The 20,030-nt window shown below is 68.8% G+C and carries 19 protein-coding genes; 10 read left to right on the top strand and 9 right to left on the bottom strand.

Features of this window, described 5'->3' with window-relative positions; genetic code table 11:
- Position 1 precedes the first annotated feature (1 nt).
- The 4 genes from ccoN to H8R02_RS21085 form a co-directional block, all read right to left on the bottom strand.
- Complete coding sequence (gene ccoN, locus H8R02_RS21100; RefSeq protein ID WP_187083460.1) at positions 2 to 1,441, bottom strand: cytochrome-c oxidase, cbb3-type subunit I; 1,440 nt, start codon at positions 1,439 to 1,441, stop codon at positions 2 to 4.
- A gap of 67 nt (positions 1,442 to 1,508) precedes the next feature.
- Positions 1,509 to 1,646: a cbb3-type cytochrome oxidase assembly protein CcoS gene (gene ccoS / locus H8R02_RS21095; protein ID WP_187083459.1), complete on the bottom strand. Its 138-nt coding sequence runs from the start codon at positions 1,644 to 1,646 to the stop codon at positions 1,509 to 1,511.
- A 5-nt stretch (positions 1,647 to 1,651) separates the two neighbouring features.
- Complete coding sequence (locus H8R02_RS21090) at positions 1,652 to 3,886, bottom strand: heavy metal translocating P-type ATPase (protein WP_187083458.1); 2,235 nt, start codon at positions 3,884 to 3,886, stop codon at positions 1,652 to 1,654.
- 59 nt (positions 3,887 to 3,945) lie between these two features.
- Positions 3,946 to 4,809 carry a hypothetical protein gene (locus H8R02_RS21085; protein WP_255429461.1) on the bottom strand — a complete coding sequence of 288 codons (864 nt, stop codon included), beginning with the start codon at positions 4,807 to 4,809 and terminating at the stop codon, positions 3,946 to 3,948.
- A 106-nt stretch (positions 4,810 to 4,915) separates the two neighbouring features.
- Here H8R02_RS21085 and H8R02_RS21080 point away from each other — a divergent pair, with 106 nt between their 5' ends.
- The 6 genes from H8R02_RS21080 (at position 4,916) to H8R02_RS21055 (ending at position 12,522) form a co-directional block, all read left to right on the top strand.
- Complete coding sequence (locus H8R02_RS21080; RefSeq protein WP_187083457.1) at positions 4,916 to 5,332, top strand: universal stress protein; 417 nt, start codon at positions 4,916 to 4,918, stop codon at positions 5,330 to 5,332.
- Positions 5,333 to 5,346: 14 nt separating this feature from the next.
- The gene (locus H8R02_RS21075; RefSeq protein ID WP_187083456.1) at positions 5,347 to 5,790 is read left to right on the top strand and encodes a universal stress protein; all 444 of its coding nucleotides are present in this window, start codon (positions 5,347 to 5,349) and stop codon (positions 5,788 to 5,790) included.
- Between the two features lie 87 nt (positions 5,791 to 5,877).
- Positions 5,878 to 7,131 carry an NAD(P)H-dependent flavin oxidoreductase gene (locus H8R02_RS21070; RefSeq protein ID WP_255429460.1) on the top strand — a complete coding sequence of 418 codons (1,254 nt, stop codon included), beginning with the start codon at positions 5,878 to 5,880 and terminating at the stop codon, positions 7,129 to 7,131.
- A gap of 25 nt (positions 7,132 to 7,156) precedes the next feature.
- On the top strand, positions 7,157 to 10,717 hold the full coding sequence (locus H8R02_RS21065; RefSeq protein ID WP_187083455.1) for a ribonucleotide reductase barrel domain-containing protein: 3,561 nt from the start codon (positions 7,157 to 7,159) through the stop codon (positions 10,715 to 10,717).
- Between the two features lie 13 nt (positions 10,718 to 10,730).
- Positions 10,731 to 12,005 carry an NnrS family protein gene (locus H8R02_RS21060; RefSeq protein ID WP_354004956.1) on the top strand — a complete coding sequence of 425 codons (1,275 nt, stop codon included), beginning with the start codon at positions 10,731 to 10,733 and terminating at the stop codon, positions 12,003 to 12,005.
- Positions 12,006 to 12,012: 7 nt separating this feature from the next.
- Complete coding sequence (locus H8R02_RS21055; RefSeq protein ID WP_187083454.1) at positions 12,013 to 12,522, top strand: hemerythrin domain-containing protein; 510 nt, start codon at positions 12,013 to 12,015, stop codon at positions 12,520 to 12,522.
- Here H8R02_RS21055 and H8R02_RS21050 read toward each other — a convergent pair.
- Positions 12,519 to 13,796, bottom strand: a complete 1,278-nt coding sequence (locus tag H8R02_RS21050) for an acyl-CoA dehydrogenase family protein (RefSeq protein WP_187083453.1) — start codon at positions 13,794 to 13,796, stop codon at positions 12,519 to 12,521. The two genes, H8R02_RS21055 and H8R02_RS21050, sit on opposite strands and share 4 nt — an antisense overlap.
- A gap of 124 nt (positions 13,797 to 13,920) precedes the next feature.
- On the opposite strand from H8R02_RS21050, the gene H8R02_RS21045 reads away from it, so the two are divergent.
- The 4 genes from H8R02_RS21045 to H8R02_RS21030 are packed head-to-tail and all read left to right on the top strand — an operon-like array spanning position 13,921 to position 16,040.
- Positions 13,921 to 14,673 (top strand): sulfite exporter TauE/SafE family protein, encoded by a 753-nt coding sequence (locus H8R02_RS21045; protein ID WP_187083452.1) that lies wholly within the window; start codon positions 13,921 to 13,923, stop codon positions 14,671 to 14,673.
- A gap of 60 nt (positions 14,674 to 14,733) precedes the next feature.
- Complete coding sequence (locus tag H8R02_RS21040; protein ID WP_187083451.1) at positions 14,734 to 15,183, top strand: Hsp20/alpha crystallin family protein; 450 nt, start codon at positions 14,734 to 14,736, stop codon at positions 15,181 to 15,183.
- A 13-nt stretch (positions 15,184 to 15,196) separates the two neighbouring features.
- Complete coding sequence (locus H8R02_RS21035; protein ID WP_187083450.1) at positions 15,197 to 15,553, top strand: Hsp20/alpha crystallin family protein; 357 nt, start codon at positions 15,197 to 15,199, stop codon at positions 15,551 to 15,553.
- A 40-nt stretch (positions 15,554 to 15,593) separates the two neighbouring features.
- Complete coding sequence (locus tag H8R02_RS21030; protein WP_187083449.1) at positions 15,594 to 16,040, top strand: response regulator; 447 nt, start codon at positions 15,594 to 15,596, stop codon at positions 16,038 to 16,040.
- Here the strand turns inward: H8R02_RS21030 and H8R02_RS21025 are convergent.
- The 4 genes from H8R02_RS21025 to aroC all read right to left on the bottom strand — a co-directional run bounded on the left by H8R02_RS21025 (position 16,037) and on the right by aroC (position 19,995).
- Entirely contained in the window at positions 16,037 to 16,693 is a 657-nt protein-coding gene (locus H8R02_RS21025; RefSeq protein ID WP_187083448.1) for a DsbA family oxidoreductase, read from the bottom strand. The genes H8R02_RS21030 and H8R02_RS21025 overlap by 4 nt on opposite strands.
- A 16-nt stretch (positions 16,694 to 16,709) precedes the next feature.
- A complete protein-coding gene (locus tag H8R02_RS21020) occupies positions 16,710 to 17,690 on the bottom strand; it encodes an SDR family oxidoreductase (protein ID WP_187083447.1) in 981 nt (326 codons plus the stop codon).
- A gap of 68 nt (positions 17,691 to 17,758) precedes the next feature.
- Complete coding sequence (locus H8R02_RS21015) at positions 17,759 to 18,898, bottom strand: MFS transporter (protein WP_187083446.1); 1,140 nt, start codon at positions 18,896 to 18,898, stop codon at positions 17,759 to 17,761.
- Entirely contained in the window at positions 18,898 to 19,995 is a 1,098-nt protein-coding gene (aroC, locus tag H8R02_RS21010; protein WP_187083445.1) for a chorismate synthase, read from the bottom strand. The genes H8R02_RS21015 and aroC overlap by 1 nt, the downstream gene beginning before the upstream one ends.
- Between the last annotated feature and the right edge of the window lie 35 nt (positions 19,996 to 20,030).

Genomic DNA, 20,030 nt, shown 5'->3' with positions numbered 1-20,030 from the left:
TTCAGGCGGCTTGCGCGGCGGCCGGGATCGACACGCGCACCGCGCGGCCGTTGGCCACGGTCATCCAGGTGTTCCAGGCCATGATCAGCATGCCGGCCAGGTACATCAGGCCGCCGATGACGCGGATCACGTAGAAGGGATAGGTCGCCTTCACCGATTCCACGAAGGTGTAGGTCAGCGTGCCGTCGCCGTTGATGGCGCGCCACATCAGGCCCTGCATCACGCCGGCGATCCACATCGCGGCGATGTACAGCACGATGCCGAGCGTGGCGATCCAGAAGTGGGCCTCGATGGCCCTGACCGAGTACATCTTCTTCTGGCCGAACAGGCGCGGGATCAGGAAGTAGAGGCAGCCCATGGAGATCAGGCCCACCCAGCCCAGCGCGCCGCTGTGCACGTGGCCGACCGTCCAGTCGGTGTAGTGCGAGAGCGCGTTGACGGTCTTGATGGACATCATCGGGCCCTCGAACGTGCTCATGCCGTAGAACGACAGCGACACGATCATGAAGCGCAGCACGGGGTCGTCGCGCAGCTTGTGCCACGCACCCGACAGGGTCATCATGCCGTTGATCATCCCGCCCCAGCTGGGGGCCAGCAGGATCAGCGAGAACAGCATGCCGAGCGATTGCGTCCAGTCCGGCAGCGCGGTGTAGTGCAGGTGGTGCGGGCCCGCCCACATGTACGTGAAGATCAGCGCCCAGAAGTGCACGATGGACAGCCGGTACGAGTACACCGGGCGCTCGGCCTGCTTCGGCACGAAGTAATACATCATCCCCAGGAAGCCCGCGGTGAGGAAGAAGCCCACCGCGTTATGGCCGTACCACCACTGCACCATCGCGTCCTGCACGCCGGCGTACGCCGAGTAGGACTTCATGAAGCCGGCGGGGACGGCGGCGCTGTTCACCAGGTGCAGCAGCGCCACGGCGAGGATGAACGCGCCGTAGAACCAGTTGGCCACGTAGATGTGGCGCACCTTGCGCGTGCCCACCGTGCCGAAGAACACGACCGCGTAGGCCACCCACACCAGCGTGATGAGGATGTCGATCGGCCATTCGAGTTCGGCGTATTCCTTGCCTTGCGTGTAGCCGAGCGGCAGCGAGATGGCCGCGGCGACGATCACGAGCTGCCAGCCCCAGAAGGTGAAGGCAGCGAGCTTGGGCAGGAACAGCGGCACCTGCGAGGTGCGCATCACGCAGTAGTAGCTGGTGGCGAAGAGCGCGCAGCCGCCGAACGCGAAGATGACCGCGTTGGTGTGCAGTGGCCTCAAGCGCCCGTAGCTCAGCCACGGGACGCCGAAATTGAGCTCGGGCCAGGCGAGCTGGGCCGCGATGAACACGCCGACGAGCATGCCCACCACGCCCCAGAGCACGGCCGCCAGCGAGAACTGCCGCACGACGGTGTCGTCGTAGGCGGCAGCGGCTTTGGAGTTGTAGTCAGTCATGGAGCACCCTGTGAATCCGGATGCCGTCGAGTGTCCTGCGAGTGACAGGACCTGCCTTTGATGGAAGTCAATCGGTGTGGAGGATGCGCTCGCCTTCGGCTTCGAGCGAGTCGAACTGGCCGCGCCAGACGGCCCAGCCGAGCGCGCCCAGGATCAGCAGCGCGAGCACCACGGACAGGGGGATGAGCATGAAGAGGATGTCCATGGTTTTCAGTCCTTGATCCTTGCAAGCCGGGCCGAGTTGGCCACGACGAAAAGCGAGCTGGCGGCCATGCCCAGCCCCGCGAGCCAGGGCGGCATGTAGCCAAGCAAGGCGAGCGGCACGCAGACCGCGTTGTAGGCCGCGGCCCAGGCCAGGTTCTGGCGCACGATGCGCCGGGTTTGTCGCGCATGCGACAGCAGCTGCGGGATCGCAAGCATCTGCGAGCCGAGCACGACGAAGTCGGACTTCGATTGCGCGACCGGCACGGCATGCCCCATCGCCACGGAAACGTCGGCGCGCGCGAGCACGGGGCCGTCGTTCATGCCGTCGCCCACCATCGCCACCCGATGGCCATCGCGCTGCAGGGCGCGCACGTGTTCCAGCTTGTCGGCCGGGGACTGCTCGCCCCAGCTCGATTCGATGCCCGAGCGCCAGGCGAGGCGGCGCACGGCCGCCGTGCGGTCGCCGGAGAGCAGCTGCACGCCGATCGCCTGCCGCTTGAGCGCGCCGACGGCTTCGGCCGCGCCTTCGCGCATGGTTTCCGCGAGGGTGAAGGTGGCGAGCCAGCCGTCTTCGTCGGCGAGGTGCACTTGCGCGCTTTGTTCGTCTGCGGCGAGCGGCGCGTTGCAGAAGCCGGCCGAACCCAGGCGCAGCTTGCGCGGCTGCCAGCCGCCGTCGCCGAAGACGATGCCCTGCACGCCCTCGCCGGGCACTTCGTGCACCGCGTTCGAGGCCCAGCCACCGGCCGTCACTTCCGCCGCGATGGCGCGCGAGGCGGGATGCAGCGAATGCTTCGCGAGTGCGGCGGCGAGCCGCAGCGCTTCCTCGCGCGTGGTGCCGCTGCGCGTGTGGACGTCGCCGACGGCCATGCGGTCCTCGGTGAGCGTGCCGGTCTTGTCGAACACCACGGTGTCCGTTGACGCGGCGCCCTCGAGCGCCTCGAGCCGGCGCACGAGCACGCCGCGCCGCGCGAGCGCGCCTGCTGCTGCCAGCGTGGCCGCGGGCGTTGCGAGCGACAGCGCGCAGGGGCAAGTGACGATCAGCACGGCCACGGCGATGCCCAAAGCGTGCGCGGGGCCTTGCGGCCACCACATCGCAGCCGCGATGCCGGCAGCGACGAGCACGGCGAGCAGGAAGGGGCTCGCGATGCGATCCGCGAGCTGCGCGAGGCGCGGCTTCTCGACGGAAGCACGCTCCATCAGCGCCACGATCTCGGCATAGCGCGTCTGCGCGCCGATGCGGTCCACCTTCACCAGCAGCGTGCCGCCGAGGTTGTGGCTGCCGGCCACGACAGGCTGGCCCGGGCGGCGCGCCACCGGTTTCGATTCACCGGTAAGCAGCGCTTCGTCGACCTGGCTCTGGCCCTCGGCGACGGTGCCGTCGGCGGGGAACGCCTCACCGGGTTTCACGCGAATCACATCACCGACGGCGATGCGGCGCACCGGCAGGGACTCGAACTCGCCATCGTCACGGCGTCGCTCGACCACGTCCGGCAGGCGCCGCATCAGCGCCTCCAGCGAACCCGCGGTGCGGCTGCGCAGCCGCTGCTCGAGCAGCCGCCCGGACAGCAGGAAGAACACGAACATGGTCACCGAGTCGAACCACACTTCGCGCCCCAGCGCGCCCTGCGGGTCGAACGTGGCGACGGAACTCGCGGCGAACGCGATGACGATGCCCAGCGCCACCGGCACGTCCATGCCGATGCGCCGCGCGCGCAGGTCGCGCAGCGCCGAGGCGAAGAAGGGCTGGCACGAGAACAGCAGCACCGGCAGCGTGAGGATCCACGAGGCCCACCGCAGCAGCGCCTGCTGGTCCGGCGTGATCTCGCCCGGTGCGGCCGTGTACGCGGGCACCGCGTACATCATCACCTGCATCATGCAGAAGCCGGCCACGAGCCAGCGCCACAGCATCTTGCGCTGCGCCGCGATGCGCGGTGCCGCGGTGAGCACGTCGCCCGCGGGCAGCGCGCCGTAACCGGCGAGCTTCAGCGCTTCGACCCATTGCGAGGGCTTGCCCTGCTCGGGCGACCAGACGACGCGTGCCGTGGCCGTGGACCCATTCACCTGCACCTGCGCCACGCCGGGCAGGGGCAGCAGCGCCTGCTCGATGGTGAGCGAGCAGGCGGGGCAGTGGATGCCTTCGATGGCGAGGTACGACTCCCAGCAGCCGGCGCGCGAGGGCAGCTCGCGGCTGAAGGACTCCCATTCGGTGCGGTCGTCCAGGGCGAGGACGGCTATAGACATGCGGCCAAGCCTAAGGGCGCGCCGGGCGCCCTGGCTTGAGCTGCGTCAAGCGCGCCCGGTCAGCGGGCGGCGACCTGCCGCGCGTACTCGTTGCGCTTCATGCGAAGGTACTCCTCGCGGTCCACCTCGTGCAGCTGGCGGGCGTACTTCTCGGTGGCATCGAACCACGCGGCGAAGCGCTGGTCCACGCGCTGCGCGGCCGGCACCTTCAGGCTGTCGAGGTAGCAGCGGATGGCGAGGTAGTAGCGCATGGTGTTGCGCTCGACGACGCCGCGCATGCCGCCCACGAGCTGCGGCGGCGTGCCCGCGGTGCTGAAGCCCACCTTGCCGGCGCCGATGGTGGCCAGGTACATCTTCATCGCGAAGCTGCTCGCGCCCGCGAAGCCGAAGCCGTAGCCCATGTGCAGGAAGGTGCGGCCGCCATCGAGCGGCACCGCTTCGACGAGCAGCGTGTAGTTGTTCGTGTCGTAGGGGCCGTCCGGCGCAGCCATCGAAGCGACGAAGTAGCCGGCGCGCGACTGCGGCGGCTGCCATTCGAACTGCACGCGCGTGGCCGAGCCCAGCGCCTGCTCGGTCTTCTTGCCCACGCGCACGTCCAGCCGCACCGCGTCGCCCGCTTCATGCTCGTGGCGGCAGTACTTGGTGTTCAGGTGCAGGATGAGCACGTCGCACCAGCGCGCCGGCTCCGACAGGGCGGCCGCAACGGCATCGAGCGGGTGGTCCAGCACGGCGTACACGTCGCCCTCCAGCCGGTTGCGCGCCTCCTGCGATTGCAGGGCGAGCTGCGCGCCGAAGGGGTTGTCGGCGAGTTGCGGGGCCAGTGCCTGGTGCCTCGCCTGCAATGCGGCGGGGCCCATGGCGCCGCCCGCGTGCCCCAGGGCGCACGCGAGGCATGCGACGAGTGCGAGAAATGTCTTGCGCATGTTCCAAGGATAGGCAAATGCCGCGCGAAGTTCCATCGCTTGACACATGTCAACCGGCGCGGCCCCGCGCGGCGCGAGACTCACCTCAGGCAACCAAGGAGAAACGATGAAAGTCCTGCTCGCAGCAGACGGCAGCAAGTACACGAAGAAGGCGCTGGCCTTCCTCACCGCGAACGAGCTCGCGGGCGACGACGAAGTGGTCGTCATCAACGTGCAGGCGGCCGTGCCGCCGCGCGTGAAGACGCTCGTGGGCAGCGCCGCGGTGACCGACTGGCACCGCGACGAAGCGGCCAAGGTGCTCGACCCGATCGAGAAGTTCCTCAACCGCCACAAGATCGCGCACAAGGCGCGCTGGGTGGTGGGTTCGCCCGCCGACGAGATCGTGAACGTCGCGAAGCGCGAAGGCGCGCAGATGATCGTGATGGGCACCCACGGCCACGGGCCCGTGGGCCGCGCCCTGATGGGAAGCGTGGCGCAGAAAGTGGTCACCGCCGCCCAGGTGCCCGTGCTGCTGGCCAAGTAAGGCAGGAGGAAATCATGTACCAACGCATCCTGGTCCCCACCGACGGCACCCCCCTGTCGAAGAAGGCCGTGAAAAGCGCGATCGAGCTCGCGAAGACGACGGGCGCCGAGCTCGTCGCCCTGAACGTGGTGCCGCGCTACCCCGTGAGCTACCTCGAAGGCGCCATCTCCACCTCGCCGGACCAGGTGGCCCGTGTCGAGAAGCAGTGGTCCGACAAGGGCCATGCCCTGGCGCAGTCCGCGCAGGCCTCCGCCGAAGCCGCCGGCGTGAAGTCCAAGGCGATCATCGCGAAGAGCGACCTCGTCGCGGAGGCGATCCTCGCGGCCGCCAAGAAGCACAAGTGCGACCTCGTCGTGATGGCCTCGCACGGCCGCCGCGGCATCAAGCGCCTGCTGCTGGGCAGCGAGACGCAGCACGTGCTGACGCACGGCGACGTGCCGGTGCTGGTGCTGCGCTGACGCAAACTTGATGGGGCGCAAGGCGGCATCGCGCCGCCTGCCCTAGCCTCCACTGCTGGTGCCGGTCATCACGGCACGAAGTGGAGCATGATGGACAGAATCTCTTCGGGCGACGACCTCGGCTGGGGCCACGCCGCCCCGGCAGCCCTCCCCGACACCGAACCCAGCCCCCAGCCCGCCCCCCTTGCCGCGTGGAAGCTGCGCGGCCACGAGCTCATCCCCATCGTGCAAGGCGGCATGGGCGTCGCGATCTCCGCCGGCGGGCTGGCAGGCACGGTGGCTTCGTTCAACGGTATCGGCACCATCTCGTCCGTCGACCTGCGGCGGTTGCACCCCGACCTGATGGCGAAGACCGAGCACCTCAAGGGCGACGAGGCCCGCGAGCGGATCAACGAGGCCAACCTCGAAGCGCTGGACCGCGAGATCGCGCGGGCGCGCCACCTCTCGCAAGGGCGTGGGCGCATCGCCGTGAACGTGATGCGCGCCGTGAGCGAGTACGAAGCGTACGTGCGCCAGTCGCTGGAAAGCGGCGTGGACGCCGTGGTGGTGGGCGCGGGCCTGCCGCTGGACCTGCCGGACCTCGCGAAGGAGCACCCCGACGTCGCGCTCATCCCCATCCTGTCGGATTCGCGCGGCGTGCAGCTCATCATCCGCAAATGGGAAAAGAAGGGCCGCCTGCCGGACGCCATCGTCATCGAACACCCGCGGCTTGCGGGCGGGCACCTCGGCGCGTCCAAGGTGGCGGACCTGGGCGACCGGCGCTTCGACTTCGACGTGGTGATCCCCGAGGTGCTGGAGTTCATGCACAAGGCGGGGATCGGCAACCGCATCCCGCTGGTGGCGGCGGGCGGCATCTCCACGCAGCAGGACATCCGCGAGCTGCAGAAGCTGGGCGCCGCGGCGGCGCAGCTGGGCACGGCCTTCGCGGTGACCGAGGAGTCGGACGCCGACATCGAGTTCAAGAAGGTGCTGGCGAACGCGCAGCCCGAGGACATCGTCGAGTTCACCAGCGTGGCCGGCCTGCCCGCGCGCGCGGTGCGCACGCCGTGGCTGGACAAGTACATCCGGGTGCTGCCCAAGCTGCAGGCCGTGGCGCACGTGAAGGACCGCTGCAACATGTTCTTCGACTGCCTGGCGCAGTGCGGCCTGCGCGACGGCAAGGCCGACTGGGGGCAGTTCTGCATCGACAAGGTGCTTGGCTATGCCGCCAGCGGGGATACGCGCAAAGGCCTATTCTTCCGGGGTGCGGGCCGCTTGCCGTTCGGCTCGGAGATCCGCCCCGTGCGCGACCTGATCGACTGGCTCATGGGCACCTCCGTGGCAACTGCTGCTTCGGCCTGAACAACACGACAAAGGAGAGAAGAAGATGAAGCGTGAACCCGATCCGGGCGCACTGCCCGTGCTTGCCGCGCAGCCCATCGGCCTGGATGTGCTGCGCGAGAAGTACCTCAAGCCCGGCGAAGCCACCGAGCAGGACCTGTTCCATCGCGTCGCCAAGGCGCTCGCGAGCGTGGAGGCCGAGCCGCTGCGCGCGGAGTGGGAGCAGCGCTTCTTCGACAACCTGAACAATGGCGGCATCGGGGCGGGCCGCATCATGAGCGCCGCAGGTACGAACCTGCAGGCCACGCTGATCAACTGCTTCGTGCAGCCGGTGGGTGATTGCATCCAGGGCACTGACGATGAGGGCTATCCGGGCATCTACGAAGCGCTTCGTGAAGCCGCGGAGACGATGCGGCGTGGTGGCGGCGTGGGCTACGACTTCTCGCGCATCCGTCCTCGTGGCGCGGAGGTGAGCGCAACGGCTTCGCTTGCGTCGGGGCCTTGCAGCTACATCGATGTTTTCGATCACTCCTGCGCCACCGTGGAAAGCGCCGGCGCGCGCCGTGGCGCGCAGATGGGCGTGCTGCGCATCGACCACCCGGACGTGCTGGAGTTCATCACCGCCAAGCGCAAGCCGGGGCGGTGGAACAACTTCAACGTGTCGGTCGCCGTCACCGACGAATTCATGCGCACGCTGCAGGCCGGTGGCGAGTGGCCGCTGGTGCATCGTGCGAAGCCGGGCGCGGCGCTCATCGCGCAGGGTGCCCATGTCCGGCCCGACGGCCTGTGGGTGTATCGCTCGGTGAATGCGCGCGAGTTGTGGGATACGGTGATGAAGTCGGCTTACGACTTCGCCGAGCCCGGCATCCTGTTCACCGACACGATCAACCGCGAGAACAACCTGCGGTATGCGGAGCGGATCAACGCGACGAACCCCTGCGTGACGGCGGATACGTGGGTGATGACGACTGATGGGCCGTCACGCGTCGCAGACCTTGTCGGGAAGCCGTTCGCCGCGGTTGTCGATGGCAAGGCTTTCCCCGTTTCGAGCGACGGATTCTTTTGCACCGGGAACAAGCCTATCGTCCGCCTGAAGACAGAGCGCGGCTTCCAGCTGCGCCTGACGGCTGATCATCGAGTGCGCAGGGTCTCCAAGCAGACGCGCTACACGATGCAAGTCGAATGGGTCGCAGCTGGTGCGCTGCAGCCTGGCGATGAAGTCATGCTGCACGATCATCGCGGCCTCGCAGGCTGGGATGGCCTTGGCACCCGTGAAGAAGGGTACCTCATGGGTCTTCTGGTCGGCGACGGCTCGTTGAAGGCGGACAAGGCGATCATTGCCGTATGGGCTCCCGAGCTGAAGCAAGTGGCGCATGGCGCGCCGGCCTACGAACTCACCGGCGCCGCCGGGATCATTGCCGAAGCGGAGGCTGCGGCTGCGACGCTACCGCACCGCGCGGACTTTCGAGGCTTCCAGCGCCCGGTGGCGGGCGGCAAAGGCGAAGCACGGATGGCGTCCGCTGCATTGCGTGACCTTGCGTTCTCCCTCGGCATGCACCCGGGGGACAAGTCCGTCACGCCCGCTGTCGAGAGCCGGTCAAGTGAATTCACTTCAGGCTTTCTGCGCGGCCTCTTCGATGCTGATGGATCCGTGCAAGGCTCGCAGCAGAAAGGCGTCAGTGTGCGCCTTACGCAGGCGAACCTTGAACTGCTGCATGCGGTACAGCGCATGCTGCTCCGGTTAGGCATCGCAAGCACAATCTATCGGGCTCGCAAACCTGCCATGGCGAAGGCGATGCCTGACGGGCGTGGGGGCATGCGCTTGTACGACTGCCTCGAACTCCATGAGCTTTGCGTCTCCGGCGAGAACATCCGCGCATTCGCCGAGCGCGTCGGATTCGCCGACACGTCCAAGGCGCACCGCCTGGCAGAAACGCTGGCCAGCTACACGCGCGTGCTGAATCGTGAACGCTTCACGGCGACAGTGGCATCCGTCGAACCGGACGGCGAAGAAGCCGTGTACGACGTGACTGTCGCTGACGTACATGCTTTCGATGCCAATGGCCTTTACGTACACAATTGTGGGGAGCAGCCGTTGCCGCCTTATGGCTGCTGCGACCTCGGCCCGGTGGTGTTGCCGCGCTTCGTGCGCTTCCCCTTCGGCTTCGGCGGCATCCCGCAATTCGACTTCGAGCGGTTCTCGCTCGCGGTCGCGACGCAGGTGCGCGCACTCGACAACGTGCTCGACCTCACGCACTGGCCGCTCGCGCAGCAGCGCGCGGAAGCGCAGGCCAAGCGGCGCATCGGCGTGGGCTTCACAGGGCTTGGCGACACGCTCGTGATGCTGGGCCTGCGCTACGACGCGCCGGAAGGCCGCGAAATGGCGGCACGCATTGCGCGCAGCATGCGCGACACGGCGTACGCAGCGTCGGTGGAACTCGCGAAGGAGAAAGGCGCGTTCCCGCTGTTCGATGCGGCGCCATACCTGGAGAACGGCACCTTCGCGAGCCGCCTCGACGAGCCGCTGAAGCAGCAGATCCGCGAGCACGGCATCCGCAACAGCCACCTGCTGTCGATCGCGCCCACCGGCACCGTGAGCCTTGCCTTCGCCGACAACGCCTCCAACGGCATCGAGCCCGCGTTCTCGTGGACCTACCGCCGCAAGAAGCGCGAGCACGACGGCACCACGAGCGAATACGACGTGGAAGACCACGCCTGGCGCCTGTACCGCCACCTCGGCGGCGACGTGGCGCACCTGCCGCCCTACTTCGTGTCGGCGCTGCAGATGAGCGCCGCGGGCCACCTCGCGATGATGGAGGCGGTGCAGCCCTTCATCGACACGGCCATCTCCAAGACGGTGAACGTGCCGGCGGACTACCCGTACGAGGACTTCAAGGGCCTGTACGGCGAAGCATGGCAATCGGGGCTGAAAGGCCTGGCGACCTACCGACCCAACGACATCCTCGGCGCGGTGCTCGAAGCCACGCCCAAGGGCGCGAGCGAACCCGAAGGCGCGCAGGCCGCGCGCGCGACAGCCGACCCGATGCGCTCGGTGATCGAAAGCCGCCCGCACGGCTCGCTGCCGGCGGTGGTGGAGAAGATCGAGTACTGGACCAACCAGGGCGTGCAGCGCACGTACATCGTCGTGTCCTTCCTGCCGCTGGACGACGGCCGCGAGCGCGCGATCGAGTTCTTCATGCCGGTGGGCCAGAGCGGCGAGTCGCAGCAGTGGATCACGTCGAGCATGCGCTTGCTGTCGCTGGCCGCGCGTGGCGGCTTCCTCGAGCGCGCGCTCACGGACATGCGCAAGGTGGCGTGGGACCGCGGCCCGGTGCGGCTGGGCACCTACGCCCGCGCGGACGGCACGCAGGTGCCGCTGTGGCACGACTCGGAAGTGGCGGCGCTGGCCTACGCCATCCAGAACATCATCTCGCGCCGCAAGGGCGAGCCGGTGGCGCAATTGGACACGCCGGAGCCCGCGCCGGTGGTGGTGGCGACGCAGCAGATGGCGGGGCGCAAGTGCCCCGAGTGCGGCGCGCACGCGATGATCCGCAAGGACGGGTGCGACTTCTGCACGCAGTGCGGGCACGTGGGGACCTGCGGGTGAACGGAGGCCGGGTGTGAGCGCGGTCTTCTTCCAGGCGGAAGGCGTCTCGCAGCAAGACGGCTGGCGCCTGCGCCACCTGCTGCGTGCGCCGCATCGCCTGGCGTTCTTCCTCGCGACCGTCGTGCTGATGGCGTCGGCCGCATGGTGGGCGCTGGTGCAATTCGACAGGCTCGCCGGCCTGGGTTTGCCCTACGCCGTGATGCCCACGCTCACGCATGCGGCGGTGATGACGCTCGGGTTCATCCCGCTCTTCTTCGCGGGCTTCCTTTTCACTGCCGGGCCGCGCTGGCTGAACGTGGATCCGCCCTCCGCCGAGGAGGTGCTGCCCGCGCTCGGCGCGCAAGCCGCCGGCTGGCTGCTGTGGCTCGCGGGTGCGCACACGCACTGGGTCGTGGCGTGCGGCGGGCTCATGGGCGTGGCGTGGGGGCTCGCATCCGTCACGGTGCGGTTTGTCCGGCTGCTCGCAACCAGCCCGAGCCACGAGCGCCTGCATGCCAAGGCGATCGCTACCGCCCTGGTCGTCGGCTGCGCCTGCGTGGCCGGGTTGGGCGTGAGTGTCGCCCTGAGCCAACCGGCGCTCGGCATCGCGTTCGTCGAGACCGCGCTCTGGGGCTTCGTGGTCGCCGTGTACGTGACGGTCGCGCACCGCATGATCCCCTTCTTCACGTCGAACGCCGTGCCGATGGCCGACACATGGCGGCCCAATTGGGTGCTGGCGCTGCTGCTGGGCACGGCGGCTTTCGAAGCCGCCACGGTGTGGATCGAGCTCTTCGTCACGTCCAGCGGCGCCTGGATGGGCAAGCGCGCGATCGTCGAGATTTCGGCGGGTTCGCTGCTCGCCTGGCTGGCATTCCGCTGGGGCCTGGTGCAAAGCCTGAAGATCCGGCTGCTCGCGATGCTGCACCTGGGTTTCGTTTGGCTGGGCATCGGCCTGGTGCTGGGCGGCATCACGCGAGTGGCCGGCGTCTTCGCGGCGTCGCCGGTGCTGCCGCTCGCGTGGCTGCATGCAGTGACGATGGGCTGCCTCGGGTCGCTGATGCTCGCGATGGTCACGCGCGTTTCCTGCGGCCACAGCGGCCGCAGCCTCGTCGCGGACAACCTCGTGTGGACGCTGTTCTGGGTGCTGCAGGCCGCCGTGCTGCTGCGCATCGCCGCCGCGATGTCCGCGGCGCCCGTGCAGGCATTGCTGCTGCTCGCCGCCGTCGTGTGGTGCGGTGTCATGATCGCATGGGGGCTGCGTTACGCCAGCTGGTGGGGCCGCCCGCGGGCCGACGGCCGGGAAGGTTGAACGAGAGATGCCGACATTCGCCGAACCCTTCGAGATGATGGAGGCGTGCCACGAGCGCGTTCACCGCATGCTCGACCTGCTGCGCCGCCTGCGCGAGCACCTGCCCGGCCACGGCGCCGACGAGCAGGCGCGGCAGGCCGCGCGCGACGTGATGAAGTACTTCGACCAGGCCGCGCCGCAGCATCACCGCGACGAGGAGCTGCACGTGTTCCCGCCGCTGCTCGCGAGCGCCAGCGACGAGGTCGTCGCGACCGTCAGCCGCCTGCAGCTCGACCACGTGCAGATGGAGACGCGGTGGGCCGACGTGCGCGTGGTGCTGGACGGCATCGCCCGCGGGGAGATCACGTCACTCGCACCCGTGCAGGAGGCGGCGCTCGACGGGTTCGCGTCGATCTACGACGGCCACATCGCGGCCGAGGAGAAGATCGCCTACCCGGCCGCTCGCGCCATGCTCGATGCAACCACGGTCAAGGCCATGGGAGAAGAGATGGCCGGCCGCCGCGGCGTGAAGCTCTAGCGAACCCGCGGCTCCTGCGCCATCTGCTCCGGCGTGGTGAAGTAGTCCGCGCTGCTGCCGCCCCGCTCCCTCGCCTTGTCGAACTCGCAGCGCGCGATGGTGCGCAGGTGCACCTCGTCCGGCCCGTCCATGAAGCGCAGCGCGCGGCCCCAGGTCCACAGCCACGCGAGTGGCGTGTCGGGCGAGAGGCCCATCGCGCCGAACACCTGCATCGCACGGTCCACCACACGCACCTGCAAGCGCGCCGCCACAACCTTGATCGCCGCGATGTCCGAACGCAGTTGCTGCGCGGGGATGCCGTTGTCCAGCGCCCAGGCCGTGCGCAGCACGAGCAGCCGCGCCTGGTCGACCTCCAGCCGCGACAGCGCGATCCACTCCTGCACGTTCGCCTGCTGCGCCAGCGCAGTGCCGAAGGCACGCCGCTCGAGCGCGCGGTCGCACGCCAGCTCCAGCGCCAGCTCGCACTGCCCGATGGTGCGCATGCAGTGGTGGATGCGCCCCGGCCCCAGCCGAGACTGCGCGAGCGCGAAGCCCTCGCCCCATCCGCCGAGCAGGTTGGCCTCGGGCACGCGCGCGGCACGGAAGACGATCTCGCAGTGCCCGTCCAGCGACGCGTGCTGCATGATCGGGATGTTGCGCACCACCTCCACGCCGGGCGTGTCGAGGGGCACGAGGACGAGGCTGTGCGCCCCGTGCGACGCGCCGGCATCGGCCCCCGCATTGCGGCACATCGCGATGATCAAGCGGCAATTCGGATGCGCAGCGCCGGTGATGAACCACTTGCGCCCGTGCACGACGAGGTCGCCGTCCTCGCGCCGCACTTCCGTCTGCAGGTTGCGCGGGTCCGACGACGCCACGTCCGGCTCCGACATCGCGAACGCGGAGCGGATCTCGCCTTCCAGCAATGGCACCAGCCACATCGCGCGCTGCACGGGCGTCGCATGCCGCTGCAGCAGCTCCATGTTGCCGCTGTCCGGCGCGCTGCAGTTGAAGACCTCCGCGGACCACGGGATGCGACCCATCGCCTCGGCGAGCGGCGCGTAATCGAGATTCGAAAGGCGCGTGCCCGGCTCGCCCTCAGCAAGCATCGGCAGGCACAGGTTCCAAAGCCCTTCTTCGCGCGCGAGGTCCTTCAGGTCCTGCATGAACGCCGGGTACACGCCCTTCGCGGCATCGCCTTGCCACGCCGCGTTGTGCGGCAGCACGTAGCGCGCGAGGAAATCCTGCAGCCGCGCCAGCCATTCGCGCGATGTTGCCGAGGGCGTGAAGTCCATGCCTGCGACCTTAGGAGCTTGCCGCCGGCGCGGCCGTGACCTGCGTCAAGTGCACGGGGCGAAGCAGCCGGCGCAGTCACCCGCGCGACCGCGGCGCTGCCCGCAGGTTAAGCTCGGCCGTCGCATGGACCACCTCGCTGTCATCCTGCTCGGCGCCGTCGTCGCCGCCTTCGTCCAGGGCCTGTCCGGCTTCGGGTTCGCGATGACCTCCATCGCGATCTGGGCCTGGGTGCTGGACCCGCGGCTGACCGCGACGCTCGGCGTGTTCGGCGCCCTCGCGGGCCAGGTATTCACCATGATCAGCACGCGCCGGGGCTTCGGCTGGCGCGCCGTCATGCCCTTCCTGCTCGGCGCCATCGCGGGGTTGCCGGTGGGCCTGTGGCTGCTGCCGCACCTGGACATCCCGATGTACAAGGCCGTGCTGGGCACGATCCTCGTCGTGACCTGCCCGCTGATGTTCTTCGCACCGAAGCTGCCGAAGGTGACGCACGGCGGCCGGGTGGCCGACGGCATCGCCGGGGCCCTCGGCGGGGTGATGGGCGGCCTGGGCGGCTCCACCGGCGTGGTGCCGACGCTGTGGTGCACGCTGCGCGGCTTCGACAAGGACGAGCAGCGCTCGATCATCCAGAACTTCAACCTGGCCGCGCTGGCGGTGACCTTCGCCAGCTACGTCGGCACCGGCATCGTCACCCGGGACATGCTGCCGGTGTTCGCCATCGTGGTGCCGGCGATCATCCTGCCCTCGCTGGCCGGCCGGAAGATCTACCTCGGGATCAGCGAGCTGGGCTTCCGCAAGGTCGTGCTGGGCCTGCTGACGGCCGCCGGGCTGGCCATGCTGGGCTCGGCGCTGCCGGTGCTGCTTTCGCGCGGGTCTTGAAGGCGCTGGGGGCAGCCCCTAATTCAGGTTCGCCTTATCCACGCGAAGAAAGGAACCGCCATGACCGGCACCTTCCGTTCCTCCGCGGACATGTTCGCGGAGCTCAACCGCCTGCAGGGAATCCTCGAGCAGGCTTTCCGGCCCCACGAGAGGGCCAGCATCCGTGCCCTGCCGGGCGCGGCCTTCCCGGTGCTCAACGTCGGCAGCACCGCCGAGACCATCGAGATCCAGGCGCTCGCGCCGGGGCTGGACGCGAACTCGCTCGAGATCACGCTCGACCGGGGGCTGCTCACGGTCGCCGGCGAGCGCAAGAGCGCCCTGCCGCCGGACGAGCGCGGCCGCGCAAGCGTGTACGCGCGCGAGCGGTTCGCCGGGCGCTTCCGCCGCGTGGTCACGCTGCCCGACGAGGCCGACCCGCAGCGCGTGGACGCCACGTACCGGGACGGCATCCTGCGCATCACCGTGCACAAGCGCGAGGCATCGAAGCCGCGCCGCATCGAAGTGAACTGAAGGAGGCACCGCCATGGCCAACGAAGTCACCACCCCCCAGCAGCCCTACGTGGTCCCGCCCGTGGACGTGTTCGAGGACGAGTCCGGCATCACCCTGCTCGCCGACCTGCCCGGCGTCGCCCGCGAGGGCCTGACCGTCCGCGTGGACGGCGACGACCTGCTCATCGAAGGCAACGTGCCCGGCAACGGGCCGCAGGACATGGAGCTCGTCTATGGCGAGGCGCAGTACGCCGCCTACCGGCGGCAGTTCACCCTCAGCCGCGAGCTCGACACGTCCGCCATCGACGCGCAGCTGAAGGACGGCGTGCTGCGGCTGACCATCCCGAAGACCGAGGCGGCCCGCCCGCGCCGGATCGAGGTACGCACTTGAACTTGCGGCGCGCCGCGCGCGCGCCGAAAATGCGGCGTCCATGAAAGACGCCTCGATCCTGGTGGTGGACGACAACCCCGACCACCTCGAACTGACCGTGCTCGCGCTGGGCGAGTGCTGCGACCCGTCGCTGGTGCACACCGCCAGCGACGGCGTGGAAGCGCTCGACTACCTGCTGGGCCGCGGCACCTACGCCGGCCGCGACGTCGCGCGCCAGCCACGCGTGGTCATCCTCGACATGAAGCTCGTGCGCATGCACGGCCTGGACGTGCTCAAGGCGATCCGGCAGGACCCGCGCACGGCCACGATCCCGGTGGTGATGCACTCGTCGTCCACCGAGAAGAACGACATCGCCGCCTGCTACGCGAACGGCGCCAACAGCTACGTGCGCAAGGCGACCGATTTCGATGAGCTGCGCCGCAAGATGCGGCAGGTGCACGATTTCTGGATGACCGTCAACGAACGGTCGCGCGAGCAGCCTGCCTAGGCGCCCTGCTCCGCCACCGCCTGCCGGATGGCCTGCTCCAGGATCTCCGGCGGCTGGCCGCCCTGGATCAGCCACTTGTCGTCCAGGATGATCGACGGCACGGCGTGGATGCCGTTCTGCGTCCAGACCTGTTCGGCCTCGCGAACCTGGTTCGCGTAGCGGCCGGATTCGAGCACGAGCTTCGCTTCGGCTTCGTCGAGGCCGGCCTCCTTCGCGGCGGCCAGCAGCACCTCGTGGTCCGACGGGTTGCGCGCCTCGCCGTGGTACGCCTTCAGCAGCACCTTCTTCAGGGCGTGCTGCTTCTCGGGCGACTGCAGGCCGGCCCAGTGAAGCAGGCGGTGCGCGTCGAAGGTGTTCCAGATGCGCCCCCGGCCCTCGGCGCGGAACTCGAAGCCGAGCGCGGCGCCGCGCTGCCGGATGTTCTCGCGCGCCAGCGCCTGCTGCTGCGGCGTGCTGCCGTACTTCTGCGTCAGGTGCTCGGTGACGTCCTGCCCCTCGGGGCCCATCTGCGGGTTCAGCTCGAAGGGCTGGAAGTGGATCTCGGGCTTCACGTCGCCCTCGACGCGCTGCAGCGCCTGTTCCAGCGAGGCCAGGCCGATGGCGCACCAGGGGCAGGCCACGTCGGAGACGAAGTCGATCTTGAGGGTCTTCATGCCCTCACTTTATCCCTCAGCTCCCGACCGTGCCCGTGATGGGGAAAACCACGCCCGTGATGTAGCTGGAGCAGACCGGCGAGGCCAGGAACACGTACGCGGGCGACAGCTCTTCCGGCTGCGCCGGGCGCTTGAACACCGTGTCCTTGCCGAACTCGACGATCTCTTCGCTGCTCTGGTCGGCCGGGTTCAGCGGCGTCCACACCGGCCCGGGCGCGATCGCGTTCACGCGGATACCCTTGTCGATCAGGCTGGACGCCAGCGACATCGTGAAGGCGTGGATCGCGCCCTTGGTCGCGGAATAGTCCAGCAGCTTCTCGCTGCCGCGCAGGCCCACCACCGAGCCGGTGTTGATGATGCAGGCGCCCTGCTTCAGGTGCGGCAGCGCCGCGCGGGCCATGTAGAAGTAGCCGTAGATGTTGGTCTTGAAGGTCTCGTCGAGCCGTTCGTCGGTGATGTCCTCCAGCGAATGCGCGTGCTCCTGGAAGGCGGCGTTGTTGACGAGGATGTCGATGCGGTCGAACTCGGCCACGGTCTTCTCGACGGCGTCCCTGCAGAACTGCGGGTCCTTCACGTCGCCCGGGATCAGCAGGCACTGGCGGCCTTCCTTCTCGACGTGGCGCTTCGTCTCCTCGGCGTCCTGGTGCGAGGCGAGGTAGACGATGGCGACGTCGGCGCCTTCACGCGCGTACAGGACGGCGACGGCGCGGCCGATGCCGGAGTCGCCGCCGGTGATCAGTGCAACCATGCCCTTGAGCTTGCCGCTGCCCCGGTAATCGGGCGCGTAGAACTTGGGTTTGAGTTCCATCTCGGCTTCGAGGCCGGGCTTGCGCAGGTGCTGGTCCGGCAGCTCGCTCGGCTGTTCGCGCGCGGCGGTCTGCGGGGGAGACTTGTCGCCGCCCTGCTTGCCGTGCGGCTCCTTGCGGTCCTGCTCGCGCTGCAGCTCGCGCTGCTTTTCTTTCGTGGCTTCGGCCTTGGCCTGGGGTTTCTTGTCCATGTGGGCCTCCTTGGGAAACCTTCATGGTGGGAGCGTTGCCGACACCCGGGCGTAGGACGGGGCCGATGCTACGCGCGCCGCACCTGCATCGCGCACACCGTGGCCAACACGCCCAGCACAGCCGCAGCGGCAAACATCCACTCGTACCCCCAGCGCGACACCATCGCGCCGCCCGCCAGCACGCCGAGCACGCCGCCGAAGCCGTAGCCGATCACGGTGAAGAGCGCCTGCCCCCGCGCGCGCAGGCGCCCGGGAAAGTGCTGCGAGACGAGCGCGATGCAGGCGGTGTGGTGCGTCGCGAACGTCAGTGCATGCAGGGCTTGGGCGATGAAGAGCGCGACGAGCCAGTTGCCCAGCCCCGCCGTCATGGCCATCCGGATGACGGTGACGACACCCGTCAGCACGAGCCAGCCATGCATGGGCAAGCGCCCGATGAACCGCCCCTGCATGTAGAACCAGCCGATCTCCACGAGCACCGACACCGCCCACAACGCACCGATCATGCCTTTGCCGTACCCGAGCGAGTCGAGGTACAGCGACAGGAAGGCATAGATGGCGTAGTGCGCCATCACGTGGAAGAACAGCGACGCGAAGAACCAGCGCACGGCGGGCACACGCAGGACGGGCAGGATCGGCTGGCCCTTTTCGCGTTCGTGCGCGGCCTCCTTCACGTTGGGCAACCACAGCGTGCACGCCAGCACGAGGATGAGTGTCGCGGCCGTCCATGCGGGAAAGCTGTCGATGCCGAACTTCTCGAACGAAGCACCGGCCGCGAACACCGTCGCCATGAAACCGATGGAACCCCACACGCGCACGCGGCCGTACCGGCCCCAGTCGCCGGCCACGAGATGCGCCATCGCGGCTTCCGTGAGCGACATCATCGAGCTCGTGTGCGTGAACAGCACGAGCAGGATGAAGCCGATCCACCACGCGCCGCCCTCCACCCACAGGCCCGCGGACGCCAGCAGCGCCACCGCCGCGCTGTAGCGCAGCAGCTTGATGCGTTCGCCCGTGTGGTCGGACACATGGCCCCACGCGTAGGGCGCGAAGGTGCGCGTGAACGCCTGGACGGAGGTCAGCAGGCTGATCACGACGATGGGCAGGCCCAGCGACTTCAGCCACAGCGGCAGGTACGGGTTGAAGAACCCGATGTGCGCGAAATACGTGGCCGACAGCCCCGCGAAGGGGATGAGCGGACTGCGCGGCACTACAGGAGCGAGGACTCGATGGCCGTCAGCGGCGAACTCACGTCACCGCATTGCGCGCGGTGCCGCAGCGCGTGGTCCATCACCACCAGCGCCAGCATCGCTTCGGCGATCGGCGTGGCGCGGATGCCCACGCACGGGTCGTGGCGGCCCTTGGTGATGACCTGGGTGGCGTTGCCCTGCAGGTCGATGGTGTCGCGCGGCGAGATGATCGAGCTGGTGGGCTTGATCGCGATGGACACCTCGAGGTCCTGACCGGTGCTGATGCCACCCAGCACGCCGCCCGCGTTGTTGGTGGCGAAGCCGTTGGGCGTGAGCGAGTCGCCATGCGTGGTGCCGCGCTGGGTGACGCTGCCGAAGCCCGCGCCGATCTCCACGCCCTTCACGGCGTTGATGCCCATCATGGCGTACGCGATGTCGGCGTCGAGCTTGTCGAAGAGCGGCTCGCCCAAGCCGACGGGGACCTTGCTCGCCGTCACGCGGATGCGCGCGCCGCACGAGTCGCCGGACTTGCGCAGGCTGTCCATGTAGTCCTCGAGCTGCTGCACGTCGGCCACCGGTGCGAAGAACGCGTTGTTCGGCACGTGGTCCCAGCTTTCGAACGGGATCGCGATGTCGCCCAGCTGCTGCATGCAGCCGCGGAACTGGGTGCCGTATTTCTGCTGCAGCCACTTCTTGGCCACTGCGCCGGCCGCAACCATGGGCGCCGTGAGCCGTGCCGAGGCGCGGCCGCCGCCGCGCGGGTCGCGCAGGCCGTATTTCTGCAGGTAGGTGTAGTCGGCGTGGCCGGGGCGGAATTTCTGCGCGACCTCGGAGTAGTCCTTGCTGCGCTGGTCGGTGTTGCGGATCAGCAGGCAGATGGGGGTGCCGGTGGTCTTGCCCTCGTAGACGCCGGAGAGGATCTCGACCTTGTCGTCCTCCTGCCGCTGCGTGACGTGGCGGCTGGTGCCGGGCTTGCGGCGGTCCAGGTCGGGCTGGATGTCGGCCTCCGACAGCGCCATGCCGGGCGGGCAGCCGTCGATGACGCAGCCGATGGCGGGCCCGTGGGACTCGCCGAAGTTGGTGACTGCAAAACTCTTGCCGAAGGTGCTGCCGCTCATGGGCAGGATTATCGCCGCAGGGCTGTCATGCCGGG

The sequence above is a fragment of the Ramlibacter albus genome (assembly GCF_014297445.1).
GTDB lineage: Bacteria > Pseudomonadota > Gammaproteobacteria > Burkholderiales > Burkholderiaceae_C > Ramlibacter > Ramlibacter albus.
The sequence above is the reverse complement of the archived record's forward strand: the minus strand, read 5'-3'. Positions and strand labels throughout refer to the sequence as shown.